Source organism: Halobacterium sp. MBLA0001, from assembly GCF_049705385.1.
Taxonomy (GTDB): domain Archaea; phylum Halobacteriota; class Halobacteria; order Halobacteriales; family Halobacteriaceae; genus Halobacterium; species Halobacterium salinarum.
In genome coordinates, this window is sequence record NZ_JBNAMQ010000007.1 from 167,954 (window position 1) to 193,865 (window position 25,912).

The following is a 25,912-nucleotide window of genomic DNA, read 5'->3' on the forward strand; positions in this document are numbered from 1 at the left end:
GGGCGGCATGGACGCTGTGCCGCGGGCGCTCGGACAGGCATGGACCGATGACACGCCGTGGGACGTGCTCACGGCGCTCACGGCGCTCGACTCCCGGATGGCGGGCCACGCCGGCGACCGCCGGGCCGCCGAACACGTCGTGGACGCGCTGGGCGAGGCCGGGGTTCGTGACGCGACCACTGAGCCGTTCCCCCTCCCGGTGTGGACGCGGGGGGACTGCGCGCTGCGCGTGACCGCGCCCGACGAGCGGGCGTTCGACGCCATCGCGTTGCCGTATGCGCCCGCCGGCACGGCGACCGGGCGACTGGTCTCGGCGGGATACGGCGCGCCGGCCGGTTTCGACGGGGTCGACGTCGAGGGCGCGGTCGTGGTTGCGTCGACGGGCAGCCCGCCGGGGGGCGATCGCGTCCACCGCATGGAGAAGTACGGCCGGGCGGTGGCGGGCGGGGCAGCGGGGTTCGTGTTCCACAACCAGCGCGACGGCCAACTCCCCCAAACGGGTGCACTCCGCGGTGGCCGCGTGGGCGAGCGCCCCGCCGCCAGCGTCTCCGGGGAGGTGGGGTCGTGGCTGGAGTCGTACGCCGAGCGGGGCGGGGCGGCCGAGCTGACCGTCGACGCGCACACCGAGCCAGGGACGGGCGTCAACACGCACGGCGTGCTCGGGCCGGACACGCCCACGGAGGTGGTCGTGATCGCGCACCACGACGCCCACGACATCGGCGAGGGCGCACTCGACAACGGCTGTGGCGTGGCCACCCTGGTGGCGGCCGCGCGCGTGCTGGCCGCGATGGAGTCCGTCCTGGAGACGCGCGTGCGGCTGGGCACGGTCAGCGGGGAGGAAGTCGGGCTCGTGGGCGCGAGCGCGCTCGCGGACAGCCTCGACACCGACGCCGTGCGCGCGGTGGTGAACCTCGACGGGGCGGGCCGGTATCGGACGCTGCGGGCGTTCCTGCACGCCACCCCCGCGTTCGCGGACGTGCTGGCGGCGGTCGAGGACGCGACCGGGCACCCGATCGACGTGGTCGACACGCTGCACCCGTACAGCGACCACTGGCCGTTCCTCCGGGCGGGCGTCCCCGCGGTGCAGTTGCATTCGGTCACCCCCGAGCGGGGCCGCGGCTGGGGACACACGCAGGCCGACACCCGTGACAAAGTCGACGCGCGGACGCTGCGCGAGCACGGCATGCTCGCCGCGCTGCTCGTCCGCGAACTCGCGCGCGAGGACACGACCATCCCCCGTGCCAGCCAGGCAACGCTCCGCCAGCGCCTCGTCGATGCAGGCATGCGGTCGGGGATGATGGCCGCGGACGTCTGGCCGGCCGCCTGGGACTAGATCGAGGCGAGGTGGCCGGCGACGCGGGCGCGCTCGTGGTGGTCCGCGCGGGCTGCGCGGAACGTGGTTCGCGCGCGCTCGGCGGCGTCCTCGTCGACGGTGAACGAGAGGCCGTCGTAGGCGACGGCGTGAAGCACCAGGGGGTGTGGGTCAGCGGGCGGCACGCCGTCCGGGCCGGCAACCGGCTCGTCGCCCAGCACGGTGTCGATCCGGTCGGTGTCACCGCTCTCGGTGACGAGCTGGACGAGCGAGACGACGCGGCGAACGAGCTCCCGACAGAACCCGCCGGCCCGGACGGTGATGACGCGAAACGCCCCGTCGCGGTCCAGGGTGGCGTCCAACTCGCGGACGGTGTTGGTGGTGTTGGGGGTGAGGTTGTGGAAGTCGTGTGTCCCGGTGAGCCGGTCGAGCGCCCCGGCGGCGCGGTCGTCGGTGGCCCGACTGTCGGGGGCGTACCAGTAGTAAACGTAGGTGCGCGCGACCGCGTCGTGGGTGGCGTGGAACTCCGGCGGCGCGTCGGCGTGCGCCCACACCTGGATGGGGTCCGGAAGCGCGCCGGTGAACGCGTCGGGGGTCAGCCACGCCGGCGCGTCGAAGGCGACCGTCTGGGCGCGCGCGGACACGCCGGCATCCGTCCGCCCGGCGGCGGCGTACCCCGACGGTTTCGCGCCGTCGAAGACGTCCAGGCGGCGCAGCGCGCCGAACAGCTCGCCGGCCACCGTGGAGACGTCGGGCTGGCGCTGGAAGCCGTGGTATGGGCGGCCGTCGTAGGCGACCCGGAACGCGCGACGCGGCATCCGGTTACGCGAAGTCCTCGACCCGCGGCGCGTCGTGCGCGCCGGGGAACGCCGCGATCGGGGCGGTCGTCTGCTCGCCGGACGCCATGTTCTTGATGGTGACGTTGCCGTCAGCGAGGTCCTGCTCGCCGACGATCACGACGGTGTCCGCGCCGACGTTGTCGGCGTAGTTCATCTGCGCGCCGAAGCTGCGCCCGGTGATGTCGGTGTCGACGCGGTTACCGCGCTCGCGCAGCGCGCTCGCGACGTCGGCGGCTTCGGCGTCGGTGTCCCCGACCTGGAGCACGTAGTAGTCGGGCGTGAACTCGTCGTCGGGGAGCACGCCGGCGTTCTCCAACAGGAGGTTGAGGGTGGCGTGGCCGGGCGCGACGCCGACCGCCGGCGTGGGCTGCCCGCCGAAGCGCTCGATGAGGTCGTCGTACCGGCCGCCGCCGAACACCGCGCGCCCGACGTCGCCCGTGGAGTCGAAGCACTCGAACACCACGCCCGTGTAGTAATCCAGGCCGCGGGCGGTCGTCAGCGACACGTCACAGTACTGGCGGACGCCGAGGGTTTCGGCCGCATCGAGGACGTTCCGGAGGTTCGCGACCGCGTCCCGGACCCGGTCGGTGCCCGCGAACGACACGAGCGCGTCGAGGTCGTCGCCGTCCAGGAGGTCGTCGAATTGCTCGGCCTGATCGTATGACAGCCCCGCCGCCGCCAGGTCATCGAGGTACGCCGCGCGCTCGATTTTCTCGCGTTTGTCGACGGTGCGAATCGCCGCCTCGGTGTCCACCGTGGCGTCGAACGCGGCCAGCAGGCCGCCGAGGATGTCCCGGTGGCTCACCCGGAACTCGAAATCCGCGCCCGTGAGCCCGAGCGACGTGAGACCGTCGGCGGCGACCGCGAGCACCTCGGCGTCGGCGCGCGGATCGCTCGTGCCGAAGATGTCGAGGTTGGTCTGGTAGAACTCCCGGAACCGCCCCTGCTGGGGCTCCTCGTAGCGCCAGAACGGCCGCGAGGAGTACCACTTGATCGGCTTCGAGAGGGCCTGCTGTTTGGCCACCACCATGCGCGCGACGGTCGGCGTCAGCTCCGGGGTGAGCGCCACGTCCCGCCCGCCCTGGTCGGTGAACGAGTACAGCTCGTCGACGATTTCCGCGCCGGACTTGTCGACGTACATCTCGGTGCGCTCCATGGCGGGCGTGCCAACCTCACGGAACCCGTAGCTGGCGGCGGCGTCCTCGATCGCGTCGATCGCCGCGCGCCGCGGCCCCATCTCCGCGGGGTAGAAGTCACGAAACCCCTTGAGTCGGTCGTACATGGAGTGCGGTTGTCGCGTCCGGCGCTTCAAAGCTTCCGTTCGACGCCCACCCTAGTTGCGGAGCCCGTGCACGTACGTCTGGTCGTGCTCGGGGAACACGTCGCTGATCGCGGTGTCGTCGCGGTCGGCCGCCAGCAGCGCCCGCAGCTCCGCCTCGTAGTCCGCGCGCGGGATCTCCTCGCTCGGGCCGGTTTCGACGTCGAGTTCGGCGGCCACCAGTCGGTCGATCGCGCCGCGTCCGAACCCCGACAGCGGGGAGACGTAATCCACGCCGTGGCGGTCTTCGAGGCTCTGGGCGTGCGCCCGCGACACCGTCGGCACGCGGTCGTCGCGGCGCGTGCCGTCCGCGACCGCGTCGAAGCGCTCCGCGACCGCCTCCAGGGCGTGCTCGTGGACGTGCTGGATGCCGTTTCGCGGATAGCCGTCCTCGACCATCAGCGCCACCGCGTCGTCGGCGACCCCGCGGTCCAACTGCAGTGCCTCGAAGTCGAAGTCGGTCTCAGCCGCCGCAGCGCGGGCGTGGGCGTGCTCGTCGGTGATGCCGAAATGCACGGTGACGAGCGTGATGTCGTAGAACCGATCGAGAACGAGGGCGGCCAGCGTGGAGTCTTTCCCGCCGCTGTAAAGCAGGCCCAGTTCCATCGCTTATCGGCGATTGATGTTGAAGCTCTGGGAGTCGGGCTTGAGTTCGCGGAGGATCTCTTTCATCTGATCCTCGTCGATGCGGCCCTGCACGCGTCCGGACTGGGCCAGTGCGAGGACCTGCTGTTCGGCCTGCTCGGCGAACTCCGGCTTGCTCATGCGGATCGTGTTCAGGCGCTTGCGCGCGCCGTCGGTGAGGTTCTGCTTGAGCATCGCCTGCTTTTGCTGTTCGGCCTGCTGGGCCTGCTGCTGTTGGGCCTCACGCTCCGCGTCGCCGCCCTGCTGTTGTTGCTTGAGCTGCTCTTTCTTTCGCTGGCGAAGCTCCTCTAGTCGGTCGTCGTCAGGGTTCCCACTCATACTGGATGACAGTTGGCCGCGAGTCGTGTTAATTGTTGTGCACAGCGTCGACTGCTGCCGGCGCTACCCGAACGAGAAGTGGCGGCGTCGCGTCGGCGAGCGTTACGCGTAGCGTTCGAGCTCCGGGCGATCGAGGGATTCGATCACGTCGCCGGCGGTCTCGTCGAGGAGGCTGCGGCCGTCACCGGTGACGACGCGGCCGTGGTCGTGTTGTTGCTCGACGAGGCCCTCGGCTTCGAGTTGCTGGAGGATCGTGCGCACGATGTTCCGGGAGCCGGCGGTCGTCGTCGACGGCGCGACGACGTAGCGGTTCGAGCCCGAGGTCGTGGAGCCGTAGGCCTCCGAGAGGCGCTTGACACCGATCGGGCCGTCGATGGCGACCTTCCGCAGGAGGCTGGCCGCACGGGTCGCCCAGAAGTCAGACTGCTCGGGGGGAAGCTCGCGGCCCGCGCCCGTCTTCGCGTAGTTCGCCCAGTCCGGCTCGTCGAGTCGCGTTTCGAGGTCCGCGGCGAGCTCGTCGATGAGCTCGTCCACGGGGGCGTCGTAGAGAGTTGCCATTGCAGGCACGTCGTCCCTGATTCGTTTAAAGGCATCGTTAGGCGGCGCGAGGCGGCCACACCGGCGTGCGTGACCGCCACCCCGGCGGCAGCGGCCGGGTGCCGTGGCGGCTTTCCGGGGGCTTATCACCGGTGGTTGCCAACCGCGTGGTATGGATGAGCGTGCGGCCCTGGAGCTTGTCGGCGGGCTCGTCTCACGCGCCGGCGACGACGCCGCAGTCGTCGGTGACACCGCCCTCACGATCGACATGCTCCACGACGCGACGGACTTCCCGTCGGGCACCACCAGGTACACCGCGGGCTGGCGGTCGGTCGGCGCGTCGCTGTCGGACGTCGCCGCGACGGGCGCGACCGCGACCGCCGCAGTGGCCGCCTACGGCGCGCCGGGCTTCGACGACGACGAGCTGGCCGCGTTCGTGACCGGTGCACGCGACGTCTGTACGGCCGTCGGCGCGGAGTACGTGGGCGGCGACCTGGACGGGCACAGCGAGTTCACGGTGGCGACGGCGGCGATCGGTGACGCCGACCACCGCGTCGCGCGCAGCGGTGCCCGGCCGGGTGACAGCGTGGTCGTGACCGGGTCGCTGGGGCGCAGCGCGGCCGCGATGGCGCTGTTCGACGCCGGCGACACTGACCGCGCCAACGACCTGTTCCAGTTCATGCCCCGGGTGGCCGCCGGGCAGGTGCTCGGCGCGCACGCGACCGCGATGATGGACGCAAGCGACGGGCTGGCGCGGTCGTTGCACCAGCTCGCGGCGGCCAGCGACTGCGGAATGGCGGTCGACAGCGGCCGCCTCCCGGTGGCGGACGCGCTCGCGGAGGTGACCACCGACCCCGTCGAGCGCGCGGTGTCCTTCGGCGGTGACTTCGAGTTGGTGGCGGCCGTGCCGCCCGAGCGCGTGGAGGCGGCGCGGGCGGCGGTCCCCGGGTCGCTGTCGGTCGTCGGGCGCGTCACCGCGGCGGCCGACGGCGTGTGCCTCGACGGCGACGCGCTGGCCGACGACGGCTGGACGCATTAGCCGAGTTGGATGGGGACCGGCATGAAACACAGCGCGCCGAGGACGAACGTCACCACGCCCAGCGCGACGCGCCGGCGGTCGAGTGGCCGGTCGTCGACCGGCGTGACGGTGCCGGACAGCGACACCACCGACGCCAGAACACCCCACAGCAGCCAGATGCCGGCGGCGTTCCCGGCGTCTCGGACGATCCAGAGGTAGGCCCCCAGCGAGAGCAACGCGGTCGGCACGAGCGGCGCGAAGCGACCGGCGGTCTCGCCGACCAGCGACCGGAGGATGTGCCCGCCGTCGAGCTGGCCGACCGGCAGCAGGTTCAGGAACGTGACGAACATGCCGATCCAGCCGCCCATCACGACGGGGTTGACGGCTGTGCGTGGGTCCGCGTACGCGAACTGCTCGCCGAGCACGGCCGCGATCCCGCGCAGCAACAGCGGGTAGCCGAAGTCCACGTGAACGGCGCTGGCCGAGTTCGCGACCCCCGGGGGCACCGTCACCGGCGGCAACACGAGCCCGATCACGGAAACGACGACGGCAGCGACGAGACCCGCCAGCGGCCCGGCTGCGCCGATGTCGAAGAGGGCGTTGCGGCTGGGCATTCGGCCGCGCATCCGGATGACCGCGCCCATCGTGCCGAACAGCGACGGGAACGGGATGAAGTACGGCAGCGTCGCGTCGACGTCGTGGTGTTTGCTCATCACGTAGTGGCCGAGCTCGTGGGTGCCCAGCACGCCCATGACCGCGAGCGTGAACGGGATCGCGCGCACGACGGCGGGCGAGAACGGGTCGACGTAATACCAGTTCGCGCCCACGAACAGCGTCGAGGCGAGCGTCGCCAGGAACAACGCGACGTTCGTCCACGGCACCCCGGTGTCGGTGTCAGCGGCGTCGGCTGGCGTGGCGACGAGCACGCGCTCGCCGGTGCGGTCGGTGAGCCTGACGTCGTAGCCGTGCTCGCGGAACAGCGGCCAGAGTTCGCGCTCGATCGTGGCTCGGTCGGCACCGGGCTGCCCGAAGTAGAGGAGTTCGTCGTCCCGGTGTTGGACGTCGTACACGTCGAAGCGGTCGCCGAAGGCGGCCGGGGAGGGCGCGTCCGCTGGCGATTCAGGCGGCATTGAAGCGTGGTAGCGGCTACAGCCGCTTAACCACTATGGGTGTTGCACGGCGAAAACGGGGACGCAGTGGCGGGGGAGGGGTGTTATGCGGGCTGGACGCGCCACGTGGTGGCGCTGGTGTACGACCACTTCTCGACGGTGATGTCGGTGGCGGACTTCGAGAGTTTCACCATCAGAGCGCCGATCTCCTTGGGGGAGAGATCGACATCGTCGGCGATGAACTTGCTCTTGAAGTAGAGCTCGCCGTCGTCGGCCTTCTCGCGGAGGTAGGACTTCAGGCGCGTTTCCTTGTCCTGCGACTCGGCCTCACTGGAGGGGGAGTTGGGTGCGCTCATGGTGTCTGGCCTCGCTTTCGTGTACCGCCCAGGATGGGTTATAACAGAAGGAACGTTCGGGCTGATTTCGGCCGTTTCACCCCGTGAACTGAGGGGGTACGTACAGTTTATAACGTGCTTAGAGCCAATTAGACAGTTTATACTCGTGTTTCAGAGTTTATTTTGGGTGGGAGACGACAGCATCTCCTAGGCCGGGTGACAGCGGGGGCTGTCATCGACACGTCAGACGATCGGGAGGTGACAGTGCCGGCAGTCGTGGCGCGCGCACCGGAGCCAGGCGGCCCCGAACGTCGCAGGAGTGTTTCTTCCGGCCGTCTAACGGCTGCACGCGCGATCAGTTGACAACCCTTAAGCACGCCACCGGGCTACCGGGCTGTAGTATGCGAGTGGTGGTTTCTATCGGCGGCAGCGTGCTCGCGCCCGGCTTGGACGCCGACCAAGTCGACGCCCACGCCGACGCCATCAACGAGTTGACCGACGCCGGCTGTGAGGTCGGGGCCGTGGTCGGTGGCGGCGGCGTCGCACGGGACTACATCGGAACAGCGCGCGAGCTCGGCGCCAACGAGATCGAGCTCGATGACATCGGCGTCGACGTGACGCGGCTCAACGCCCGGCTGCTCATCGCCGCATTGGGCGGTGACGCAGCGCCCAGCCCGGCCGAAGACTACGAGGACGCCGGGGAGGCGATGCGGCGCGGCGACATCGCGGTGATGGGGGGCGTGGTCGCCGGGCAGACGACCGACGCCGTGAGCGCCGCGCTCGCGGAGTACACCGACGCCGACCTGCTGTTGTACGCGACCAGTGTGCCCGGCGTGTTCTCCGCGGACCCCAACGAGGACGCCGACGCCGAGCACTTCACGCGGATGACGGCGGGCGAGCTCGTGGACATCATCGCGGACATCGAGATGAACGCCGGATCGTCGGCACCCGTGGACTTGCTGGCGGCGAAGCTCATCGAGCGTTCCGGCGTCCGCACCATCGTGCTCGACGGGACCGACCCCCGCCGCATCGTGGACGCGGTGCGCTTCGGCGAGCACGACGGCACCGACGTGATCCCCGACGGCACCGACAACCAGATGACGTACTGGGCCGACAACCAGGAGTAAGACCATGCATCCTGACGACGACCCGTACGCAGACGACGGCAGCGGTCGCCTGTTCTGGGCTGACGCCGCCGCCGACCGCGTGCTCGACGGCGACCCCGAGGAACCGATCGTGATCAAGGGCGGGATCTCGCCGTCCGGCGTGCCACACCTCGGCAACATGAACGAGATCATGCGCGGGTATTTCGTGGCGGCGGTGTTGCGCGAGCGCGGCCACGAGGTACGCCAGGTGTTCACCAGCGACGACCGCGACCCGCTGCGGGGGCTGCCCCGGAAGCTCGCCGACCTGGACGGGGAGGTCGTTGCTCTCGGGGACGTGAACGCGGGCGCGCTCGGGCAGAACCTCGGCGCGCCCTACACCGAGATCCCCGACCCCTTCGGGTGCTGTAACTCCTACGGCGCGCACTTCTCGAACCTCATTCAGTCCTCGGCGGACCGCCTGGGCGTGGACGTCGAGATGGTCTCGAACACGGAGACCTACGCCAACGGCGGGTTCGAGGAGGTCACGCGGTACCTCCTGGAGCACGTCACGGCGGCCCGCGACGTGCTGGGTGAATACCAGGACAAAGTCGACGAGGAGTACGTGCCGTTCAACCCCATCTGTGAGGCGTGCGGGAAGGTGACCGAGACGGTCACCGACGTCGACGCCGACGCCGGCACCGTCGAGTACGTCTGCACCGACATGGACGCCGGCGACCAGACCATCGAGGGGTGTGGTCACGAGGGCACGGCGACCCTCCGCGAGGGGAAGCTGCCGTGGCGCTTCGAGTGGCCGGCGCAGTGGCGCACGCTGGGCGTGGACTACGAGCCGTTCGGGAAAGACCACGCCGAAGGGTCGTGGCCCTCCGGGACGGACATCTCCCGGAACGTGCTCGGCGACGAGCCACCGACCCCCATGGTGTACGAGTGGTTCACGCTCGACGGGGAGCCGTTCAGCTCGTCGGCCGGCCACGTCATCCTCGTCCAGGACGTGCTCGCGTTGCTGGAGCTGCCGGTGGTGCGGTACTTCTTCAGCAAGGACCCCCGCCGCGCGCGGGACTTCTCCATCGAGCACCTCGACCAGCTCGTCGACGAGTTCGATCGCATGGAGCGCGTGTACTTCGGCGAGGCGGCCGACGCCAGCGAGGACGAACGCGAGCGCGCCGCCCGCGTGTACCCGCTGCTCGTCGACGACATCGACGCGGATCGCGTGCGCATCCCGTTCACGTTCGCGGCGGTGCTGGGGATGACCGAGGACTCCGCCCTGCGCGAGGAGATCGCGCGCCGCGAGGGGCACATTCCCGCGGACGCTGACGCCGACACCGTCGCGGACGCGCTCACGCGCGTTGAGCGCGCCCGGGAGTGGGCGCGCCGCACGAACAACGAGTTCAACTACCGGCTCGCGCGCGCCGAGATCCCCGCACACGACTTCGACGACGCCACGGCGGCGGCGCTGGACGAGTTGGCGGCGTTCCTCGACAGCGAGGACCCCGACGGGGAGGCGCTGCAGGGCGAGATCTACGAGGCCGCCAAGCGCCACGACATCGACATCGGCGCGTTCTTCGCGGCGGGCTACCGGCTGTTCTTCGACGAGGACCAGGGGCCGAAGCTGGGGCCGTTCCTCGCGAAGCTCGACCGCGAGTTCGTGGTCACGCGGCTCCGCCGCGAGGGCTGAACGCCGCCCCGTGGACGGCGGTGGAGCGGGCGATCCATCCCCGAACTCCTTTTGACCTAGACCCCCGAAGCAACGGACAATGGAAACCTGGCAGCTGCTGTTGGTCGGGCTGCTCGCGTACTGGGCGGCGGTGTCGTGGGCGCAGAGCCGCGGCCTGCTGCCGTCGTTCGTGCACACCAGCGGCCCGATAACGACCCTCCACACGAAGCGCGGGAAGCGGTTTCTCGACTGGATGGCGACCCCCAAGCGGCTGTGGCGCGCGTGGGGGAACTTCGGGTTGGGGCTGGCGTCGGTCGTGCTGGTCGGCGTGCTGATCGCGCTCGTCCTGGTGGCCATCACGACGCTGCTGAATCCGCCGGAGCCAACGAGCATCAGCCAGCCGTCGAACGTGCTGGTGATCCCGGGGGTCAACGACTTCCTGCCGTTGTCGGTTGCGCCGGAGATCATCGCCGGGCTGTTCATCGGGATCGTCATCCACGAGTTCGGCCACGGGCTGATGTGTCGCGTCGAGGGCATCGACGTCGAGTCCATGGGCGTGGCGCTGCTGGCGGTGTTGCCCGTGGGCGCGTTCGTCGAACCGGACCAGGACAGCCAGGCGGACGCCGACCGCGGGTCGAAGTCCCGGATGTTCGCTGCCGGCGTCACGAACAACTTCCTCGTTGTGGTGGTGACGCTGGCGTTGCTGTTCGGGCCGGTTGCGGGCGCGGTCGCGGTTTCGGACGGCGGCCTCGTCGGGGAAGTCCACGACGGGACGGCGGCCGCCGCCGCCGGGTTCTCCGGGGGGGACCGCATCACCGCGGTGGGTGGCGCGCCGGTGGCGAACAACACGGCGTTCAGGCAGGCCCTCGACGAGTACGACGACCCCACGGTGCCGGTGACCCTCGCCAGCAACGAGACGGTGCGCGTCGAGCGGCAGCTGTCGGTGGTCGCGAACGCGTCGAACTCGCCGCTGTCGATCACCACGAACGACACCATCACGGCCGTCAACGGCACGACGGTCAGCACCGAATCGGAGCTGCGGGCGGCGCTCGCCGACCGCGAGGTCGCGGCGTTCGAACTGAACGACGGCGCGGCGACCGCGACCGGACCGGCGGGCGCGCTCGTGACGACGATCCCCGACGCGCCGGCCGCCACGGACGGCCTGTCGGCGGGCACCAACGCGGTCGTGGTTTCGGTCAACGGAACACGGGTGCCCACGTACGACGCACTCAGCGGCGAGCTCGACGCCCGCGACCCCGGTGACACGATCAGCGTCGGGGCGTACGTCAACGGGAGTCGGACCACCACCGAGATCACGCTGGGCGAGCAGTCCGACGGCTCCAGCTACATGGGGATCGCGCCCGCACGCGGCGTCAGCGGGGTGGCCGTCGACGGCTTCGGGGCGACACTGTATCCGGCCGACACCTACCGCGGACTGCTCTCCGGGGAGACGTCCGGGTCGGCGTACCTCAGCACGCTGTTCGGCGGCGCAGACGACCCCATCACGGGCTTCCTGCAGGCGGTCGTGATCGCGCTGTACCTGCCGCTGATCGGGCTCGTGGATCCGACCCTCGGGTTCAACTTCGCGGGGATCGCGGGGATGAACGCGAGCTTCTATCACGTCACCGGCGTGCTGGGCGTGTTCCCGGACTGGGTGACGTTCGGCGCGGCGAACGTGTTGCTGTGGACCGGCTGGGTGAACCTCAACCTCGCGCTGTTCAACTGCATCCCGGCGTTCCCGCTTGACGGCGGCCACCTGCTGCGGTCGGCCGCGGAGGCGGTGACGGTGCGACTGCCCTTCGAGAGCCCGGAGACGGCGACGCGCGCGATCACGACCGGGATCGGGTTGCTGATGCTGTGCAGCCTGTTGTTGATGCTGTTCGGGCCGGAGCTGCTGTCCTAGTCGTCGGGGCCGTCGATGCCCATGCGGTCGGCGAACTCCGCGGGGGTGTCGGGGACGCGCTCGAACTCCGAGAAGTAATGTTCGTGGTGGCGCACCACCTGTTCGACGATCCACGCCGAGAACGCCTCGTCAAAGCGCCACCCGGTGCCTTCCGGTGGGTTTTCGACGTCGAAGCGGTCGTCGGTGCCGAGCACCGCGAACATGTGATAGAACCCCAGGATGACATCGAAGAGGTCCGTGCCCGCCGTGCCGACTTCCTCGCGTTTCGCGGCGAGTTCCTCGCGGCCGGCGTCGGTCAACTCGAAGTATTTCCGGTCGGGTTCGTCCTCGACGTCGAGGCGCTCGGCGTACCCGTTCTCCTCGAACTTGTAGAGGATGGGGTAGACCGACCCGTAGGACGGCTCCCAGTGGCCCCCGGAGAGGGATTCGATCTCCTTGAGGATCTCGTAGCCGTACCGGGGTTGTTCGTCAAGCAACTCCAACACCAGGTAGGAGACGAGCCCCTTCGGCGGCCCACTCTTTCGCATCTGCGTCCACCTTCCGGGGGTCGCAGTGAAAGGGTTTCGGTCGGTGGGCCGCCGTCACACTGCGGGCTGCTTTGGGAAAACCCTTCTACGCCCGGTTCGAACGCCGATGTATGGCAGACGCTCCGCCGACAGACGAGGGATGGTTCGTGCTCCACGACTGCTACACCGTGGACTGGGATGCATGGCGTGACGCGCCGGAGCGGGATCGGACGGCGGCCCTCGACGACGCGGCGTCGTTCCTCGCGGACCGCGAGGCGCTTGCGGACGCCGACGAGGGCGAGTCGGGCGTGTTCTCGATCACCGGACAGAAAGCGGACCTGCTGTTCGTGCACTTCCGGGAGAGCCTCGACGAACTGGATCGGATCCAGCGGGCCTTCGAGCAGACCGCGTTCGCCGAGTACACCGAGCGCGCGCACTCGTACGTCTCCGTGGTCGAGATCTCGGGGTACACCGCGCCCGACTACTTCGAGGACCCCGACTCCGTCGACGACGGGCTCCGGCAGTACTTCGAGAGCAAGCTCACGCCGGAGATCCCCGACGACACGTACGTCTCGTTTTACCCGATGAGCAAGCGCCGCCAGCCCGAGCAGAACTGGTACGACCTGCCCATCGAGGAGCGCGCGGAGATGATGGACGTCCACGGCGACCTGGGCAAGCAGTACGCCGGGAAGGTCAGCCAGGTCATCGCGTCCTCGGTGGGCCTCGACGACATGGAGTGGGGGGTGACGCTGTTCGCCGACGACCTCACCGACATCAAGGACATCGTCTACGAGATGCGCTTCGACGAAGTGTCCGCGAAGTACGGCGCGTTCGGCGACTTCTTCGTCGGCCGCCGGTTCCCGCCCGCGGATCTGCCGGCGTTCATGGCCGGCGAGAGAGTGCCCGCCCCCGAGGGCGGGGCGGACGCCCACGGTGAGGGCGAGCGTACGCACCACCACGGTGACTCCGACCACCACGACGGCGACGACGGCGAACAGCACCACCACAGCACCGGCGACGAGGCCGACGACGGCATCCGCGGCGAACTCGCCGACGAGGACATCTACGCCGGCCAGCCCCACGGCGAGGACGTCTACGCGACGGTGCTGTACTCGGAAGCCGGCGCCGACGACCTCTTCGAGGAGGTCGAGGGGCTGCGGGGGAACTTCGAGCATTACGACACGCACGTGAAAACCGCCGTCTACGACGGCCACGAGGCCGACCGGCGCGCAGTGGTCTCCATCTGGGACACCGCCAGCGCCGCCGACACCGCCGCCGGCTTCCTCGCCGACCTGCCCGAGGTCGTCGAGCGCGCCGGCGAGGAGTCCGGGTTCGGCACGATGGGCATGTTCTACGAGACCAAGCCCGAACACACCGCGGAGTTCGTCGAGAAGTTCGACACCGTCGCCGGCGTGCTCGCGGACATGGACGGCCACTTCGACACCGATCTGATGGTGAACGTCGAGAACGACGACGACATGTTCATCGCCAGCCAGTGGCGCTCCCAGGAGGACGCCATGGCGTTCTTCCGCAGCGACGACTTCGGGGACACCGTCGACTGGGGTCGCGACGTGCTCGCGGACCGCCCGCGCCACGTCTTCCTCGCGTAAGGAACCGCGCACCCCGACCACTGTCCGGGTGGTACCCACGGGAGCACTCGACAGCGAGCGTCAGGAGACGATCCGGTGGAGACCGATCACCAACAGCATGTTGACCGCGACCGTGCCGGCCGGCAGGAGGTCCAGGCCCGCACTCACGTAGAGGAGCACGAGGGCACCGAGGGCCAGCCGGTCGGCGGCGGACAGCGACCGCGGTGTGACTTGGTCGGTGGAGTCAGGCACACCGGGCGTTCAGTCCCACACAGAATATAGGTTGGGATCAGTCGGCCGATCCGAGGATGCCTGCGTCCCGGAGATCGTCGCCGTCGACGCTCGTGCGGTAGTCTTCTTTCTCCATGCCGTCGAAGCGGTCGACGCCGAAGTTGTCCGCGTAGAGCTCCGCGACGCGCTCGCGCTCCGCGTCGCTGATCGCGGGCGTCTCGGAGGCGCTCGCCCACGCCTCGATGTCTGCTTTCGAGCGGAACGTCGGCGTGACGGTCGCGACCTCGTCGAAGCTCAGCAGCCACTGGATGGCCGCCTGCCCCATGGTGCGCTCGCCGTCGCGTTCGAGGAAGCGCAGCGCGTCGACTTTCTCCCAGCCGGTCTCGTACCACTCCTCCGGGCGGAACCCGCGGTGGTCGCCCTCGCCGAGTTCCGTGTCGGGGGTGACCTGCTCGTTCAGGAGGCCCGACGAGTGCGGGACGCGGGGGATCAGGGACGTGGCCGCGCCCTGCTCCCGGACGGAGTCGACGAAGTGGTTGTGGACGTCCTGTTCGAGGACGTTGCCGACGTACTGCACGGAGTCGAAGGCCGCCTCGATGGCGTGATCGCCCTCGGCGAGCCAGCCGATCGAGGGGCCGAGCGCGACGCCGATGGCGTCGGCACGGCCGTCCGCGCGGAGGTCGTCAAGCAGATCCAGGACATCGGGCGTGAGTTCGTCGACGTCCGGGTTGTGCAGCTGCAGCACGTCGACGTGGTCGACGCCGAGGCGGTCCATGGACTTCTCGACGGCGTCCCGGAGGTAGTCGACGCCCATCTCCTTGGGGAGTTCGCCGTGGCCGGCCTGCGGGTTGTTGTAGAAGTCGTAGCCGACCTTGGTGGCGACGGTCATCTCGTCGCCGTGCTCGGCCAGCGCCTCCCCGAGCAGCTCCTCGCTGCGGCCGTGGCCGTAGACGTCGCCCGTGTCGAAGTACGTGATGCCGTGGTCGAGGGCGTACTCGACCATCTCCAGGGCGTCGTCCTCGTCGCGGTCGCCCCACCAGTCCGTGCCGACGACCCATGCGCCGAACCCGACTTCACTGACCTCAACGCCGGAGTCACCGAGCTCCCGATGTTGCATGTGTCAGGGTTGGGTGTTGTGCCACTTAGCGCCGACGGTTCCAGCGACAGGGATACGGTTTCGTCGCGTGAATTCGACAGCCACGAGCATGGACGACGCCCTCCAACGCAGGCTGGACCGACTGACGGTGCTGGGAGTAGGACCGCTCGTCGCGGTGGTCTCGCTCGGACTCACGACGGCCGGGGAGGAGTCCCTCGTGTCGCTGGTCAGCGTGCTCGCGGTCGCCGGCGTCGCCGCGGTGCTGCTGTCGTCAGCCACCGACTGGCTCCCAGCGAGACCCGTCGCGGCGGCAGCTTTCGGGACGAAAACCACTATGCCGCTGGCGGCCCACGGAACGGCATGACCAAGCGACACGTCTCGCTGCCCGCGGACGCCAAGGACGTTCGTCGGGCGTTCGTGTCGGGCGTCGACGAGCGGCTGTCCGCCGCGGAGACGCCCGACGAGCTGGCCACGGCCGTCACGGGGACGCTCGCGGACCTCCGCGGCGAGCGGGACGCCTACGAGGCCTGGCGGGACGGCGACGACGTCCGGCCGGCCGCGACGGCGCGGCTGGCAACCCTCGACCCCCGGAACGCCAGCCTCGAATCGGAGTATTACGCCGAGAAAGACGAGGCGGCGTTCGCGCGCTCGAAACCCCTGCAGTGGCTGTGGCGGCAGTTCGACACCACGCCGCTGGCGGACAACGTCGACGTCGCGCTCCCGTTCCGCCGGATGCTCGCGGGCCACCTGTTCGCCGGCGTCGGCGAGGACGTGCGGCTGTTCAAGGGCATCACGATGACCTACGGCCACAACATCGAACTCGGTGACAACGTGGTCGTTCACGACGGCGTGCACCTCGACGACCGCGGCGAGGTCGTGGTCGGGGCGCGGGCCAGCGTGAGCGACGGCGCACACCTCTACACGCACGACCACGACGTGGTCGACCAGACCGACGTGACGAACTACCGCACCGAGATCGGTGCCGACGCGCGGGTGACCCAGGGCGCGCTCGTGCGGGCGGGGGTCCGCGTTGGGGAGAACGCGCTCGTCGGCTCCCGGTCGGTCGTACAGGGCGACGTGCCGGCCCACCACATTGCGGTCGGGAGCCCCGCGGAGAGCGTGCGCGTGAAGCCGGGGTGGGAGCCGGTCGCCGCGCCCCTGGATGCGGGCGGCGAACGCCGGCAGGCCGAGCGCCGACTCGACGACGCGGTGCCGGCCGACGCCGCCGTGTACGACGAGTTCCAGCGGGACCGCTCGCCACCGGGCGAACGCTAAAGAGCCTGGCCGTGGTAGCACGGCGCATGGAGTGGGCGCCATTCCTGCTCGCGATGGTCGTGGTTGCGGTGCTCCAGATCGCGGTGTGGCGGCGCATCCAGCGCGGCGACATCGGTGTCACCGAGGTGGCACCACAACCCCCGGACCGGGACGCCAACCAGCGCGCGGACGACGACCCGACCCCGACCGCGGCGACGTGTCCGGCTTGCGGCACGGAAAACGACTCCGGATACGACTTCTGTCGGCGCTGCGTGCGGTCACTACAGCCGTGACCACAGGAGTCGCGATCAACGTCGCCGCGAACACGAACCAGCCGGGGTTCCGCGGGCCGCTGCGAGCCGACGGCTCGTTCGTCTACGTTCCCATCCCCGAGCCCGAACCGACCGCCGGCTCGGTGCCGACGTACGCCGACCTCGATCTCCCGATCACGGTCCCGCCCGACCTGCAGGATACGCCCGTGCACCTCGATCCGTCGTTCGCCGAGTACCCGTGCTGTGAGCGGTACACCTACGGCGACCCGCATGACCTGAAAGCCCGGCCGCTGCTGGAACTGTCGGCCGGCGACGACGTCTACTTCTACGGCACGCTGGACACCCCCGACGACCCCGCCGCCTGGATGGCGTCCGACTGGGGGGCGTACCTCATCGGCGAGTTCGCGCTCGCCCGCGACCCGCTGCCCGGCGACGAGTACGCAGCCCTGTCGGCCGACGAGCGGGCGGCGTTCGCGGGGAACGCTCACTGCTACCGTGACCCCTTCGACGCCGCGGTCCTGCTCGCTGGCGACCCCGACGCCTCGCGACTGTACGACACTGCGGTCCCGTTGAGCGGGGCGCAGGGCACTGAAGCGAACCGAGCGGTCACCGAGTGGTCGGCGGACTCCGGGCGGGGGCCGTGGTGGCGTCGCCCCCTTCGATACGACACCGCCGGAGCCAGCCGCCTCCGCGAGTGGATCGAGCGTGACACGTATCCCGCGGTGCGGTGATCGCCCCCAGTCTCGGCTGCCCCACGGCAGCCGTGCGCGGCTACCTGACGGACGCCTCGACGGCCACCCCGTCGCGGCGCTCGTAGCGGTTCGCGTCGGTGAGCGCGAACACCCGCAGTTCGACGACCAACCGGCCGGCGTCGAGTGTCGCCCGCAACACCGGGCCGCGGCCCGTCACGACGACGTACGGCGGTGCTGCCACCGGCTCCGCTGGCAGCTCGCCGCCGGCCGCCGCCACGGCCGCGGCAAGCACCCCGGGCAGCGACGCAAGCACGCCGCGGTCGGTGAGCCGCGACTCCAGGGCCGCGCCGAGTTGGGGGCCACTGGACGCGGTGGCTCCGTCAACGGCGTCCGCAGCGGCCCCGACGGCCGCGAGCACGTCGGCGTGAGCGGTGCACACGTGCTCGCGGGCAGCGCTGGCGTCAACTGCCATGGTGATCCTCCCAGCGCCCGCGACAAGAGGGTTCCGGCGTGGGCGACCGCCACAGCCACAGCTATCGGGTGTCAGTCGGCGCCCGGCAGAACCGGGCGCGTGAAGGATGCGCTGGCCGGGAATTGAACCCGGGCTATGAGCTTGGGAAGCTCATGTCCTACCACTAGACCACCAGCGCGCGCCGCGCTCGAACAGCGGTGATCCATCGTTGACTGTGGTGGCACTTCAACGTAGCGTTTGGCGGACGCCGGCGTGCGGACGAGTGACTAGCCGCGGGGATTTTACTGCTCGGGCCAAACCTAGAGACGATGAGCGCCCCAGACACCGTTTCGCCACTCGACCTGCGGTTCTCCGCGGCCGAGCTCGCCGAGCGCCGCGACCGCATCCAGTCGTTCATCCGAGACACCGTCGCGGCGGCGGGCGCCGAGCGCTGCGTGCTCGGGCTGTCCGGCGGCATCGACTCGACAACCGTTGCACACCTCACCGTCGACGAACTCGGTGCCGACGCCCTCCACGGGCTCGTGATGCCGGGCGCGGTGTCCCGCGACCAGAACATGAGCGACGCCGAGCGGGTCGCCGAAGACCTCGGCATCGAGTACGACGTCGTGGAGATCGATCCGTTCGTGACCCAGCTGACCGACGTGTTCCCGGACGCGGCCGGCGACGAAGTCGCGGTCGGGAACGCGCGAGCGCGGACGCGCGCCGTGATCAACTACTTCGTCGCGAACCACGGCGACGGTGTCGTACTCGGGACGGGCAACCGCGCGGAGGCGATGACCGGCTACTACACCAAGTACGGCGACCAGGCCGTGGACTGCAACCCCATCGGGAACCTCTACAAGATGCAGGTGCGACAGCTCGCCCGCGACCTGGGCGTGCCCGAGGACCTCGTGACGAAAGCCCCGACCGCGGAGCTGTGGGCCGACCAGACCGACGCAGGGGAGCTCGGCGTTGACTACGACACCATCGACGCCGTGCTCGCGGTGCACGTCGACGGCGGCCTCCCAGCGAGCGCGACGGCCACCCACCTCGACATCGACCCGTCGGTGGTCGAGACCGTCCGGGACCTCTACGGAGCCAGCAAACACAAGCGCGCGATGCCGCCGGCCCCCTAACGCGGCTCCGCGTGGAGTCGGCCGAACGCCGCGGCCTCCCGTTCGTCGGTCGCCGCTTGGCTGCCGTTCTGGCCCAGCAGTGCCTGCAGCGCTCGCAGCGCGTCGGGGTCGTTGGCAGCGATCTCGTCGGCGACCGCACGCGGGTCCTCGACGATCCGGGACACCAACCCCATCGCACGGGCGTCGGTGGCGTCGACAGTGCGCCCAGACAGCGAGAGGTCGGCGGCGTGCGTGGTGCCGACCGCCTGCCGGAGGCGTCGCGTGCCGCCCCACGCGCCGAACAGCCCGAGCGTCACGCCGGTCTCGGCGAACGACGCGGCCGGCGTGCAGACGCGCACATCACAGGCGAGCGCGAGCTCCACACCGCCCCCGCGGGCTGGACCGTCGACCCCCGCGACAACCACGGCGTCGGCGTCCACGATGGCGTTCATGGTTCGCTGGCCGCGGCGGGCGAACGCCGCCCCCGTGTCGCCGTCGAGGTCCGCGACGACATCGAGGTCCGCGCCCGCGCAGAACGCCGTGCCGGCTCCATGCAGGTAGACCACCGGCTGGGAGGCCGCGGTCACTGCGTCGGCCAGCGCCGTCACCCCCTGGCGCGTGAGCGCGTTCCTGGCGTCGGGCCGGTCGAGTGTGATCTCGCGGACGGCGTCGCCGTCGGTGATCGAGAGCATGCCAATACGTGGTAGTACTTTCCAAAGGTCTTTGCCGTTCGCTCCGCTAGGCGGGTGTGATGGAGGAGGCCGAACAGGCACGTGCAGCCGCCAGAGAGGCCATTACTGACGTTACGCCGGACGGGCTCCAAACAGTCATCGACGACCACGTGGTGTCGTCGTCGATGCTTCCCGGGGTGTTGACGCTGCTGAGCGCGCGTGTCGTCGACGGCGCTGTCGACGAGCACGCCATCGCCCAGCGCGCGGCCGGCGTGCAGCTCATCTACGACGGCCTCCGGGTGACGCGAGGCCTCGTGAGCGCGGAGCCGTGGACGGCGGCCGACGCACCCGACGACCCCGGCGACGACCTCGACATTCTCGCCGCGGACGTGCTGGTCGCCCGGGGCTTCCGGCTGCTGGCGCGCACGGAGGCCGCCGACCAGGCGGTCGAAACAGTGCGGGCGTTCGGCCGCGAGCAGACCGACAGGCACGCCGACCGCGCGCCCACCGACCGCTGCCTGGAGGCCAACGTCTTCGAGTTGGCGGCCATCGCGGGCGGGTCCGCGACGGGCAGCGACCCGCCGGTGGCGCTCCGGCAGTATCTCGTCGGCCTCGCGGACAACCACGGCGAGCCGCTGCCGGCGGCCGCGGACGCGCTCCCCGAGCGCGTCGCGGAGATCATGGCGCGCGTCGGCTCCGTGCAGTCCGACGATCGTGTCGGCACGCCGCCAGGTATCGAGCGCTGAATCGAAACGCATAAAGTCACTTCCGGACCTTCAATCGTAATGCGTGCCTGGGTAGCTTAGCGGTAAAGCGCGTCCTTGGTAAGGACGAGACCCCGGATTCAAATTCCGGCCTAGGCTTTTCCTGCGGGCGACGAAGCGAGTGCGTAGCCGTGGCTCTGGACCCACCGGCTCCGGGGACGACGTGCAGGTCTGGGACCTCGTGAGGTGACACGCCGTCGTTGAACGCTCAAGTGTGGGGCTGACGTACCCTCGGATATGGACGCCGAAACTGTCGAAGCCTACAACGGGAACACGGTGGAGATCGCGCCCCAGCGGCCCCTGGAGTCCGGCGGCGCGCGCGTCGAGGTGACCGACGCGGACGGCACCGAGTGGGAGCTGGACGTCGAGCGCGACGGCAGCTACGAGGTGGTGGCGTCGTGGAACGCGGACGGCGACCTCGCGGACGTGGCGGTGCCGGCGTACGTCGAGGATCTGCTGTCGCGGCTCGGCTAGAAGAGGCGCGCGAACTCGTCGCCCAGCGCGTCGGTGGACGTGCCGGCGGCGTCGAGTGCCGCGTCGGCGGCCTCCGACAGCGTGGCTTTGCGCTCGCGGAGGCGCTGGTATTCGTCGTTGTCCGCGAGCGCGCGCTCCGAGAGCTGGGCTTCCAGGGTGGCGAGTTTCTGCGTGACGCGGTAGAGTTCGTCGATGGAGTCGTCGTACTGGTTGAGCGTGCGCAGGCGCGCAACCACGTCGTGGAGGGTGTCGCCGTCGACGGGCTTCTGGATGTACTCGTCGAAGGGCATCTCGACGATGTCGAAGTCGGGGTCGATGCCGGTCACCATCGCCACGCGGATGTCCAGGGCGCGCTCGCGGAGCGCGGCGAGCACTTCGTCGCCGGTCATGGTGGGCATCTGGCGGTCCAGCAACGCGACCGAAACGTCGCCGTCGGCGGCCTCCAGTGCGGCCGCTCCGCTGGTGGCTGTGCGGACCTCGTAGTCGTCTTCGAGCCAGAGCGCGAAGGCTTCGGCGACGCGTGGTTCGTCGTCGACAACGAGGACGACGGGCTCGGTCGAGCGCATCTCGGACTGGTCGGGGTGTGTCTCGGTCATTGTGTGTGGATCGTGAATCGCGCGCCGCCGCTGTCGCTGGTGGTTGCGTCGATCGTCCAGCCGTGTGCGGTGGCGATGTCGCGGACGATGCTGAGGCCGAAGCCGGTGCCGTCGGTGTCGGTCGTGTATCCGTAGTCGAACAGCTGTGCGGTGTCGGTGTCACCGAAGCCGTCGCCGTCGTCGGCGACGAAGAACCCGCCGCTGTCAGCGCCGGTGAGCGCGCCGACCGTGACCGTGACGTCGTCGCCGCCGTGTGCGACGGCGTTCCCGAAGAGGTTCTCGAAGAGCGTGCGCAGGCGCTCGGGGTCGGCGTTGAGCGTCGGCAGATCCGGGGCCGTCGACAGTGACGCGGTGGGTGCGCCGGCCGTCGACCACGCGTCGGCGGCGACCGACGCGACGGGGACGGGTTCGGTTTCGCCGACCGTCTGGCCGTGTTTCGCGAGCGTGAGTACGTCCGCGATGAGCGCGTCCATGCGGTCGAGGGCGGCGGTGAGATCCGTCAGCGCGTCGTCGTCGCCGGCCTTTGCGAGTGCGACCGTGGCGCGGGCGGTCTGGAGTGGATCCCGGAGGTCGTGGGAGACGATGCTGGCGAACCGTTCGAGCTGTTCGTTCTGCCGTTCGCGTTCGGCTTCGCGCGTGGCGCGTTCGAGTGCGGCTTGGGTGTTCGCGGCGAGCAGTTCGATGAGGCGGCTGGTGTGGTCGTCGAACGCCACGTCGTCGGTGTCCCCGACGAGGAGGACGCCGTGCTCGCCGAGCGGGGCGGCGTACTCGGCGGTCATGGGGCCGTCGGGGTCGTGGACGGGGGTGGTGGCGTCCGCGTCGGCGTGGTAGACCGCCGAGTCGTTGGTCTCGAAGGCGTGCCAGGCGAGCGAGCCCGCTGAGAGGGCGGGTGGGTCCGCGAACAGCGCCGCCGCGGCGTCGCTTTGCGCGACCGGTCGGAGCACGCCGGTGGCGTCGTCACACCGGTACAGGGACGCCACCGGGAAGCCGATGATGTCGACGGCGGCTCCGACCACGTGGTCGCCGATGGCACCGGGGGTGCGGGCCTGCATGAGGGTGTGCGTGATGTCTTGGAGCGATTCGAGCGTGGCTGCGTAGGCTTTCTGGCGGGAGACGTCGCGCATGATCCCGGAGAACGCGCGGACCCCGTTGTGGACGTGTTCTTCGAACGTGATGGACAGCTGGATCTCGTGGCCGTCGGCGTGCTGGCCGGGCATTTCGATGGCGTTCCAGTCGAGTCGGCGATCCCCCGTTTCGAGGTAGTGGTCGACGGCGTCGAAGTGGGCGTCGTGGAACCGCGGTGGCATGATGGTCGTGAGCGAGTCCCCGATCAGGTCGTCGGGGCGGTAGCCGAGGACGCGGTGGACGCCCTGGTTGGCGTACCGGATGGTGCTGTCGTCGTCGATGGTGACGATCGCGTCCGAGCCGTGTTCGACCAGCGAGCGAAAAAACCCGGCGTCGTCGACGAGCGCGTCGAGACCGGTATCAGTGTCGGCGGACGGCCCGGGGGCGGCCATGGGTGGAGTGGGTGCTGGATGGTTGTAAAGTTACGGACAGCGGTGCGTGTCGATGCAGTCGTCGCCAAAAGCGGGAGTGGGAGAGTGTTGGACGCGCGGGGGGAGGGAGGGGGTCGCGCGTCCGCTTGAGTCCTACACTGCGACCCCCCATAAATCCACGTCAGACAGACGACAGCCCAGAGTCTGAAATACGCGAAATACGGGAAGACAGCCGCGTGAGAACGTCAGCGATCGGACTGGAAATACGACGAAATGTAACTAAACGTATGTATTGGTGGGTGATCGTAATGTACAGCCACGCCGGCGGCTAAACTGGCCACAACATGCATACAGCCGAACCCCCGACGCGGTGTATGCATCGTCGCAGCTTCATCGGGGGAGTGAGCGCTGCCGGGCTGGGCATCCTGGGGGGATGTTCGGCTGCGGTGGGGACCGTCGCGCCGCCGGACGTGTCGAGCGACGCCTTGGACGCGGGCGGCTGGGAGCGTGCCGACCGCAGCGAAGAGACCGTGTTCTCGGAGTCGTACGGTCCGGTCGAGGTGGCGGGGAAGGCGGTCACGCTGACGTACCGGAACGCCGAACTCGCGGCCGCCGTCGCCGAGGACACCGGCGGGCGGGTCAACGCCACGCTCGGCGTCTTCACCGCATCACACATCAACTTCGACCCGCCACTGAACGACTTGCCGGGGAACGTCGGCCGCGCGGAAGTCCTCGACAAAACCACGGCACAGGCCCGCAGCCAGTTCCGCCGGCGCATGCGCGACCGCGGCGTGACGAACATCACCGAGACCGGCGTGGAGACGCTGACGACCGCAACCGGTCGAGAGCCGGCGATGGCGACGTTCCAGGGCGACTACCGGGTCGGTGACATCGAGTACGAGACCGGCGGCGACACCGTCACCATCGACGCCGGAGGCATCGCGGTTGCTGGGGACCTCGCGGTGTGGAACGAGGGCGACGACGTCGTCGTTGCCGGGGGCGCGTACCCCGCACAGAACTACACCAAGACGGCGACCCGAGAGCTCTCGGACGCAATCACTATCACCATCGACATCGATCTGGGATTAACGCCCGCCGACTACCGGGCGAACGTGCGACAGCTGATGGCCACAACACAATGACAGCCTGGCAGACCCTCTTCGAGCGCGGCGCCGACGCCGACGTATCGCGCGCTGACATCCACGCGGAACTCGACGCACGCCGTGGCGAGTAACCCCGACCCCGCGGCGGTCGCCGCCGACGCGGACGTGCTCGCCGCGGACGTGTTCGTCGACGGGCACGCGCGCGCCGCGCTGGACGTGGTGCGCGCCCACGACTGGGTGACACTGGTCGCCAGCACGCCCCTCTTGGACGACGCCCAGGCGGTGATCGCGGCCCTGGGTAGTGACGCGCTCGCGGCCGACTGGCGGGGCCGCATCGCCGACCGCGTGACCACCGTCGAACACCCCGAGGGCGACCAGCCCGCGCTCGCGGCCGCCATGCGCGGCGGCGCCGCCCACGTGCTCACCCACGACGACGACCTCCAGTCGGCGGCCACCGGCGCGGCGCTCACCGGCCGCGTCTCCGTGAGCGTGAAATCGCCGCGGGCGTTCGCCCGCCTGTTCGATCCGGCGTCGCTGTACCCGGTGGTCGTGGGCGGCGACTACCCCGGTCCCGACCGCGACCCACGCGCGTAGTCCGCCCGGCTCAGTTCGCCCGCTCGGCGAGCCAGTCGGCGAACGTCGCGAGCGCGCGCCCGCGGTGGCTGAGCGCGTTCTTCCGGTCCGTGGGCATCTCCGCGAACGTCGTCCCGTCGTGTTCGAAGATCGGATCGTAACCGAAGCCGCCGTCGCCCCGCGGCGCAACCATCGTCCCCTGGACGGCCCCGGTGAATGTCTCCACGGTGTCGCCGTCGGTGTACGCCACCACGCACCGGAACGCGGCGTGCCGGTCGTCGAGATCGCTGGCGAGTTCCCACACGCGCTCGATACCGAGCGTGTCCTCGACGTACGCCGAATACGGCCCGGGGAACCCCGACAGACCGCGCACGAACAGCCCCGCGTCGTCGACGATAACCGGGGTGTCGTCGTCGGTCTCCCGGTAGGCCTCTCGGGCGCCGTGCGTGGCGATCGCCGCCAGGTCATCGGACTGGAGTTCCGCGTAATCGTAGTCGAGTTGTTCGACCCGCCGGAGGCCGTCGAGGTAGGACGCGGCTTCCTGTACCTTCCCGCTGTTCGTCGTGACGAACCGGAGCGTAGACATGTACGCCAGCGGTGGGGCTGCGGGGAGAAGATGGCGTCGGTTAGTCGTCGACCACGACTTCGACGGCGTCGTCGACGGCCGACTCGGCGTCCTCACTGGCGGCGTCGCTGCCCTGCTGTTGCCACAGCAGAACGCCCGCGACGCCGAGCACGATCCACGACCGCCAGTTCGCGAGGTTCAACGTGTACCCGATCCCGAACGGCTTCTCGACGAGCATGCCCTCGCCGGGCTGCCAGTACGCCGACAGCATCGCGGAGAGTTTCGGACGCTCGAAGTTGTACGGCACACCGAACAGGCTGCCGCTGGTGGGTTTCTCGACCATACGCCGTCTTCGGCGGCGGCGGACATATCA

At 69.8% G+C, this 25,912-nt stretch carries 31 protein-coding genes and 2 tRNA genes; 16 read left to right on the top strand and 17 right to left on the bottom strand.

Annotated elements, in window-relative coordinates; all coding sequences use genetic code 11:
* Positions 1–7 precede the first annotated feature (7 nt).
* Positions 8–1,333, top strand: a complete 1,326-nt coding sequence (locus tag ACOZ32_RS02050; protein WP_205252143.1) for a M28 family metallopeptidase — start codon at positions 8–10, stop codon at positions 1,331–1,333.
* Here the strand turns inward: ACOZ32_RS02050 and truA are convergent.
* The 5 genes from truA to ACOZ32_RS02075 all read right to left on the bottom strand — a co-directional run bounded on the left by truA (position 1,330) and on the right by ACOZ32_RS02075 (position 4,990).
* Positions 1,330–2,130: a tRNA pseudouridine(38-40) synthase TruA gene (gene truA / locus ACOZ32_RS02055; RefSeq protein ID WP_205252144.1), complete on the bottom strand. Its 801-nt coding sequence runs from the start codon at positions 2,128–2,130 to the stop codon at positions 1,330–1,332. The genes ACOZ32_RS02050 and truA overlap by 4 nt on opposite strands.
* A 4-nt stretch (positions 2,131–2,134) precedes the next feature.
* On the bottom strand, positions 2,135–3,433 hold the full coding sequence (gene hisS, locus ACOZ32_RS02060; protein WP_010903476.1) for a histidine--tRNA ligase: 1,299 nt from the start codon (positions 3,431–3,433) through the stop codon (positions 2,135–2,137).
* A 51-nt stretch (positions 3,434–3,484) separates the two neighbouring features.
* Positions 3,485–4,075, bottom strand: coding sequence for an alpha hydrolase (locus tag ACOZ32_RS02065; RefSeq protein WP_010903477.1), 591 nt, complete (start codon positions 4,073–4,075; stop codon positions 3,485–3,487).
* Between the two features lie 3 nt (positions 4,076–4,078).
* Entirely contained in the window at positions 4,079–4,432 is a 354-nt protein-coding gene (locus tag ACOZ32_RS02070) for a DNA-binding protein (protein ID WP_010903478.1), read from the bottom strand.
* Positions 4,433–4,534: 102 nt separating this feature from the next.
* A complete protein-coding gene (locus tag ACOZ32_RS02075; RefSeq protein WP_010903479.1) occupies positions 4,535–4,990 on the bottom strand; it encodes a 30S ribosomal protein S19e in 456 nt (151 codons plus the stop codon).
* Between the two features lie 151 nt (positions 4,991–5,141).
* Here ACOZ32_RS02075 and thiL point away from each other — a divergent pair, with 151 nt between their 5' ends.
* Positions 5,142–6,008 carry a thiamine-phosphate kinase gene (thiL, locus tag ACOZ32_RS02080; protein ID WP_205251062.1) on the top strand — a complete coding sequence of 289 codons (867 nt, stop codon included), beginning with the start codon at positions 5,142–5,144 and terminating at the stop codon, positions 6,006–6,008.
* Here the strand turns inward: thiL and ACOZ32_RS02085 are convergent.
* Together ACOZ32_RS02085 and ACOZ32_RS02090 are read right to left on the bottom strand one after the other, a co-directional pair.
* On the bottom strand, positions 6,005–7,117 hold the full coding sequence (locus tag ACOZ32_RS02085; protein ID WP_205251063.1) for a site-2 protease family protein: 1,113 nt from the start codon (positions 7,115–7,117) through the stop codon (positions 6,005–6,007). The genes thiL and ACOZ32_RS02085 overlap by 4 nt on opposite strands.
* Positions 7,118–7,200: 83 nt before the next feature.
* Entirely contained in the window at positions 7,201–7,452 is a 252-nt protein-coding gene (locus tag ACOZ32_RS02090) for a DUF7123 family protein (RefSeq protein WP_010903482.1), read from the bottom strand.
* Between the two features lie 380 nt (positions 7,453–7,832).
* On the opposite strand from ACOZ32_RS02090, the gene pyrH reads away from it, so the two are divergent.
* The 3 genes from pyrH (at position 7,833) to ACOZ32_RS02105 (ending at position 12,091) form a co-directional block, all read left to right on the top strand.
* Positions 7,833–8,558 (top strand): UMP kinase, encoded by a 726-nt coding sequence (gene pyrH, locus ACOZ32_RS02095; protein ID WP_010903483.1) that lies wholly within the window; start codon positions 7,833–7,835, stop codon positions 8,556–8,558.
* Positions 8,559–8,562: 4 nt separating this feature from the next.
* The gene (lysS, locus tag ACOZ32_RS02100; protein ID WP_205251064.1) at positions 8,563–10,209 is read left to right on the top strand and encodes a lysine--tRNA ligase; all 1,647 of its coding nucleotides are present in this window, start codon (positions 8,563–8,565) and stop codon (positions 10,207–10,209) included.
* Between the two features lie 79 nt (positions 10,210–10,288).
* Positions 10,289–12,091: a site-2 protease family protein gene (locus ACOZ32_RS02105; RefSeq protein ID WP_424334891.1), complete on the top strand. Its 1,803-nt coding sequence runs from the start codon at positions 10,289–10,291 to the stop codon at positions 12,089–12,091.
* Here the strand turns inward: ACOZ32_RS02105 and ACOZ32_RS02110 are convergent.
* A complete protein-coding gene (locus ACOZ32_RS02110; RefSeq protein ID WP_205251066.1) occupies positions 12,088–12,618 on the bottom strand; it encodes a PadR family transcriptional regulator in 531 nt (176 codons plus the stop codon). The genes ACOZ32_RS02105 and ACOZ32_RS02110 overlap by 4 nt on opposite strands.
* A gap of 110 nt (positions 12,619–12,728) precedes the next feature.
* On the opposite strand from ACOZ32_RS02110, the gene ACOZ32_RS02115 reads away from it, so the two are divergent.
* Positions 12,729–14,207 carry a heme-binding protein gene (locus ACOZ32_RS02115; RefSeq protein WP_010903487.1) on the top strand — a complete coding sequence of 493 codons (1,479 nt, stop codon included), beginning with the start codon at positions 12,729–12,731 and terminating at the stop codon, positions 14,205–14,207.
* 60 nt (positions 14,208–14,267) lie between these two features.
* Here ACOZ32_RS02115 and ACOZ32_RS02120 read toward each other — a convergent pair whose 3' ends face one another.
* Together ACOZ32_RS02120 and ACOZ32_RS02125 are read right to left on the bottom strand one after the other, a co-directional pair.
* Entirely contained in the window at positions 14,268–14,438 is a 171-nt protein-coding gene (locus ACOZ32_RS02120; RefSeq protein WP_205251067.1) for a hypothetical protein, read from the bottom strand.
* Positions 14,439–14,475: 37 nt separating this feature from the next.
* On the bottom strand, positions 14,476–15,534 hold the full coding sequence (locus ACOZ32_RS02125) for an aldo/keto reductase (RefSeq protein ID WP_205251068.1): 1,059 nt from the start codon (positions 15,532–15,534) through the stop codon (positions 14,476–14,478).
* A gap of 88 nt (positions 15,535–15,622) precedes the next feature.
* Here ACOZ32_RS02125 and ACOZ32_RS02130 point away from each other — a divergent pair, with 88 nt between their 5' ends.
* Genes ACOZ32_RS02130 through ACOZ32_RS02145 form a run of 4 tightly spaced genes read left to right on the top strand, consistent with a single transcriptional unit; the run spans position 15,623 to position 17,770 of the window.
* A complete protein-coding gene (locus tag ACOZ32_RS02130; protein ID WP_205251069.1) occupies positions 15,623–15,877 on the top strand; it encodes a hypothetical protein in 255 nt (84 codons plus the stop codon).
* Positions 15,874–16,788, top strand: a complete 915-nt coding sequence (locus tag ACOZ32_RS02135; protein ID WP_205251070.1) for an acyltransferase — start codon at positions 15,874–15,876, stop codon at positions 16,786–16,788. The genes ACOZ32_RS02130 and ACOZ32_RS02135 overlap by 4 nt, the downstream gene beginning before the upstream one ends.
* Before the next feature lie 26 nt (positions 16,789–16,814).
* Positions 16,815–17,060 (top strand): DUF7577 domain-containing protein, encoded by a 246-nt coding sequence (locus tag ACOZ32_RS02140; protein ID WP_010903491.1) that lies wholly within the window; start codon positions 16,815–16,817, stop codon positions 17,058–17,060.
* Positions 17,057–17,770 carry a hypothetical protein gene (locus ACOZ32_RS02145; RefSeq protein ID WP_205251071.1) on the top strand — a complete coding sequence of 238 codons (714 nt, stop codon included), beginning with the start codon at positions 17,057–17,059 and terminating at the stop codon, positions 17,768–17,770. Before ACOZ32_RS02140 ends, ACOZ32_RS02145 begins: the two co-directional genes overlap by 4 nt.
* A gap of 40 nt (positions 17,771–17,810) precedes the next feature.
* Here ACOZ32_RS02145 and ACOZ32_RS02150 read toward each other — a convergent pair whose 3' ends face one another.
* Together ACOZ32_RS02150 and ACOZ32_RS02155 are read right to left on the bottom strand one after the other, a co-directional pair.
* A complete protein-coding gene (locus tag ACOZ32_RS02150) occupies positions 17,811–18,203 on the bottom strand; it encodes a hypothetical protein (protein ID WP_424334892.1) in 393 nt (130 codons plus the stop codon).
* A gap of 107 nt (positions 18,204–18,310) precedes the next feature.
* Positions 18,311–18,381: transfer RNA gene (locus ACOZ32_RS02155), tRNA-Gly, on the bottom strand.
* Between the two features lie 130 nt (positions 18,382–18,511).
* On the opposite strand from ACOZ32_RS02155, the gene ACOZ32_RS02160 reads away from it, so the two are divergent.
* Positions 18,512–19,318: an NAD+ synthase gene (locus ACOZ32_RS02160; protein ID WP_010903494.1), complete on the top strand. Its 807-nt coding sequence runs from the start codon at positions 18,512–18,514 to the stop codon at positions 19,316–19,318.
* Here ACOZ32_RS02160 and ACOZ32_RS02165 read toward each other — a convergent pair.
* Positions 19,315–19,989 (bottom strand): enoyl-CoA hydratase/isomerase family protein, encoded by a 675-nt coding sequence (locus ACOZ32_RS02165; protein ID WP_205251073.1) that lies wholly within the window; start codon positions 19,987–19,989, stop codon positions 19,315–19,317. The genes ACOZ32_RS02160 and ACOZ32_RS02165 overlap by 4 nt on opposite strands.
* 59 nt (positions 19,990–20,048) lie before the next feature.
* Between ACOZ32_RS02165 and ACOZ32_RS02170 the strand changes: the two genes are divergently transcribed.
* From ACOZ32_RS02170 to ACOZ32_RS02180, 3 genes are all read left to right on the top strand, one after another.
* A complete protein-coding gene (locus ACOZ32_RS02170) occupies positions 20,049–20,714 on the top strand; it encodes a DUF7114 family protein (RefSeq protein ID WP_012289417.1) in 666 nt (221 codons plus the stop codon).
* Between the two features lie 45 nt (positions 20,715–20,759).
* Positions 20,760–20,831: transfer RNA gene (locus ACOZ32_RS02175), tRNA-Thr, on the top strand.
* A gap of 138 nt (positions 20,832–20,969) precedes the next feature.
* Positions 20,970–21,206, top strand: a complete 237-nt coding sequence (locus ACOZ32_RS02180; RefSeq protein WP_010903497.1) for a hypothetical protein — start codon at positions 20,970–20,972, stop codon at positions 21,204–21,206.
* Here ACOZ32_RS02180 and ACOZ32_RS02185 read toward each other — a convergent pair.
* Positions 21,203–21,772 (bottom strand): response regulator, encoded by a 570-nt coding sequence (locus ACOZ32_RS02185; RefSeq protein WP_205251905.1) that lies wholly within the window; start codon positions 21,770–21,772, stop codon positions 21,203–21,205. The two genes, ACOZ32_RS02180 and ACOZ32_RS02185, sit on opposite strands and share 4 nt — an antisense overlap.
* Positions 21,773–21,798: 26 nt before the next feature.
* Positions 21,799–23,319 (bottom strand): PAS domain-containing sensor histidine kinase, encoded by a 1,521-nt coding sequence (locus tag ACOZ32_RS02190; RefSeq protein WP_205251074.1) that lies wholly within the window; start codon positions 23,317–23,319, stop codon positions 21,799–21,801.
* A 353-nt stretch (positions 23,320–23,672) separates the two neighbouring features.
* Here ACOZ32_RS02190 and ACOZ32_RS02195 point away from each other — a divergent pair, with 353 nt between their 5' ends.
* Together ACOZ32_RS02195 and ACOZ32_RS02200 are read left to right on the top strand one after the other, a co-directional pair.
* Positions 23,673–24,440, top strand: a complete 768-nt coding sequence (locus ACOZ32_RS02195) for a hypothetical protein (protein WP_424334893.1) — start codon at positions 23,673–23,675, stop codon at positions 24,438–24,440.
* 81 nt (positions 24,441–24,521) lie between these two features.
* Positions 24,522–24,995: a DUF7384 family protein gene (locus tag ACOZ32_RS02200; RefSeq protein ID WP_424334894.1), complete on the top strand. Its 474-nt coding sequence runs from the start codon at positions 24,522–24,524 to the stop codon at positions 24,993–24,995.
* 10 nt (positions 24,996–25,005) lie between these two features.
* Here the strand turns inward: ACOZ32_RS02200 and rdgB are convergent, their stop codons facing one another.
* Together rdgB and ACOZ32_RS02210 are read right to left on the bottom strand one after the other, a co-directional pair.
* Positions 25,006–25,560 (bottom strand): RdgB/HAM1 family non-canonical purine NTP pyrophosphatase, encoded by a 555-nt coding sequence (gene rdgB, locus ACOZ32_RS02205; RefSeq protein WP_424334895.1) that lies wholly within the window; start codon positions 25,558–25,560, stop codon positions 25,006–25,008.
* Between the two features lie 40 nt (positions 25,561–25,600).
* Positions 25,601–25,882 carry a DUF5808 domain-containing protein gene (locus tag ACOZ32_RS02210; RefSeq protein ID WP_010903504.1) on the bottom strand — a complete coding sequence of 94 codons (282 nt, stop codon included), beginning with the start codon at positions 25,880–25,882 and terminating at the stop codon, positions 25,601–25,603.
* Positions 25,883–25,912: the final 30 nt, after the last annotated feature.

Coding starts and splice junctions, on each gene's coding strand:
- ACOZ32_RS02050 (WP_205252143.1), top strand. CDS start 8: ATGGACGCTGTGCCGCGGGCGCTCGGACAGGCATGGACCGATGACACG.
- truA (WP_205252144.1), bottom strand. CDS start 2,130: ATGCCGCGTCGCGCGTTCCGGGTCGCCTACGACGGCCGCCCATACCAC.
- hisS (WP_010903476.1), bottom strand. CDS start 3,433: ATGTACGACCGACTCAAGGGGTTTCGTGACTTCTACCCCGCGGAGATG.
- ACOZ32_RS02065 (WP_010903477.1), bottom strand. CDS start 4,075: ATGGAACTGGGCCTGCTTTACAGCGGCGGGAAAGACTCCACGCTGGCC.
- ACOZ32_RS02070 (WP_010903478.1), bottom strand. CDS start 4,432: ATGAGTGGGAACCCTGACGACGACCGACTAGAGGAGCTTCGCCAGCGA.
- ACOZ32_RS02075 (WP_010903479.1), bottom strand. CDS start 4,990: ATGGCAACTCTCTACGACGCCCCCGTGGACGAGCTCATCGACGAGCTC.
- thiL (WP_205251062.1), top strand. CDS start 5,142: ATGGATGAGCGTGCGGCCCTGGAGCTTGTCGGCGGGCTCGTCTCACGC.
- ACOZ32_RS02085 (WP_205251063.1), bottom strand. CDS start 7,117: ATGCCGCCTGAATCGCCAGCGGACGCGCCCTCCCCGGCCGCCTTCGGC.
- ACOZ32_RS02090 (WP_010903482.1), bottom strand. CDS start 7,452: ATGAGCGCACCCAACTCCCCCTCCAGTGAGGCCGAGTCGCAGGACAAG.
- pyrH (WP_010903483.1), top strand. CDS start 7,833: ATGCGAGTGGTGGTTTCTATCGGCGGCAGCGTGCTCGCGCCCGGCTTG.
- lysS (WP_205251064.1), top strand. CDS start 8,563: ATGCATCCTGACGACGACCCGTACGCAGACGACGGCAGCGGTCGCCTG.
- ACOZ32_RS02105 (WP_424334891.1), top strand. CDS start 10,289: ATGGAAACCTGGCAGCTGCTGTTGGTCGGGCTGCTCGCGTACTGGGCG.
- ACOZ32_RS02110 (WP_205251066.1), bottom strand. CDS start 12,618: ATGCGAAAGAGTGGGCCGCCGAAGGGGCTCGTCTCCTACCTGGTGTTG.
- ACOZ32_RS02115 (WP_010903487.1), top strand. CDS start 12,729: ATGGCAGACGCTCCGCCGACAGACGAGGGATGGTTCGTGCTCCACGAC.
- ACOZ32_RS02125 (WP_205251068.1), bottom strand. CDS start 15,534: ATGCAACATCGGGAGCTCGGTGACTCCGGCGTTGAGGTCAGTGAAGTC.
- ACOZ32_RS02130 (WP_205251069.1), top strand. CDS start 15,623: ATGGACGACGCCCTCCAACGCAGGCTGGACCGACTGACGGTGCTGGGA.
- ACOZ32_RS02135 (WP_205251070.1), top strand. CDS start 15,874: ATGACCAAGCGACACGTCTCGCTGCCCGCGGACGCCAAGGACGTTCGT.
- ACOZ32_RS02140 (WP_010903491.1), top strand. CDS start 16,815: ATGGAGTGGGCGCCATTCCTGCTCGCGATGGTCGTGGTTGCGGTGCTC.
- ACOZ32_RS02150 (WP_424334892.1), bottom strand. CDS start 18,203: ATGGCAGTTGACGCCAGCGCTGCCCGCGAGCACGTGTGCACCGCTCAC.
- ACOZ32_RS02160 (WP_010903494.1), top strand. CDS start 18,512: ATGAGCGCCCCAGACACCGTTTCGCCACTCGACCTGCGGTTCTCCGCG.
- ACOZ32_RS02165 (WP_205251073.1), bottom strand. CDS start 19,989: ATGCTCTCGATCACCGACGGCGACGCCGTCCGCGAGATCACACTCGAC.
- ACOZ32_RS02170 (WP_012289417.1), top strand. CDS start 20,049: ATGGAGGAGGCCGAACAGGCACGTGCAGCCGCCAGAGAGGCCATTACT.
- ACOZ32_RS02180 (WP_010903497.1), top strand. CDS start 20,970: ATGGACGCCGAAACTGTCGAAGCCTACAACGGGAACACGGTGGAGATC.
- ACOZ32_RS02185 (WP_205251905.1), bottom strand. CDS start 21,772: ATGCGCTCGACCGAGCCCGTCGTCCTCGTTGTCGACGACGAACCACGC.
- ACOZ32_RS02190 (WP_205251074.1), bottom strand. CDS start 23,319: ATGGCCGCCCCCGGGCCGTCCGCCGACACTGATACCGGTCTCGACGCG.
- ACOZ32_RS02195 (WP_424334893.1), top strand. CDS start 23,673: ATGCATCGTCGCAGCTTCATCGGGGGAGTGAGCGCTGCCGGGCTGGGC.
- rdgB (WP_424334895.1), bottom strand. CDS start 25,560: ATGTCTACGCTCCGGTTCGTCACGACGAACAGCGGGAAGGTACAGGAA.
- ACOZ32_RS02210 (WP_010903504.1), bottom strand. CDS start 25,882: ATGGTCGAGAAACCCACCAGCGGCAGCCTGTTCGGTGTGCCGTACAAC.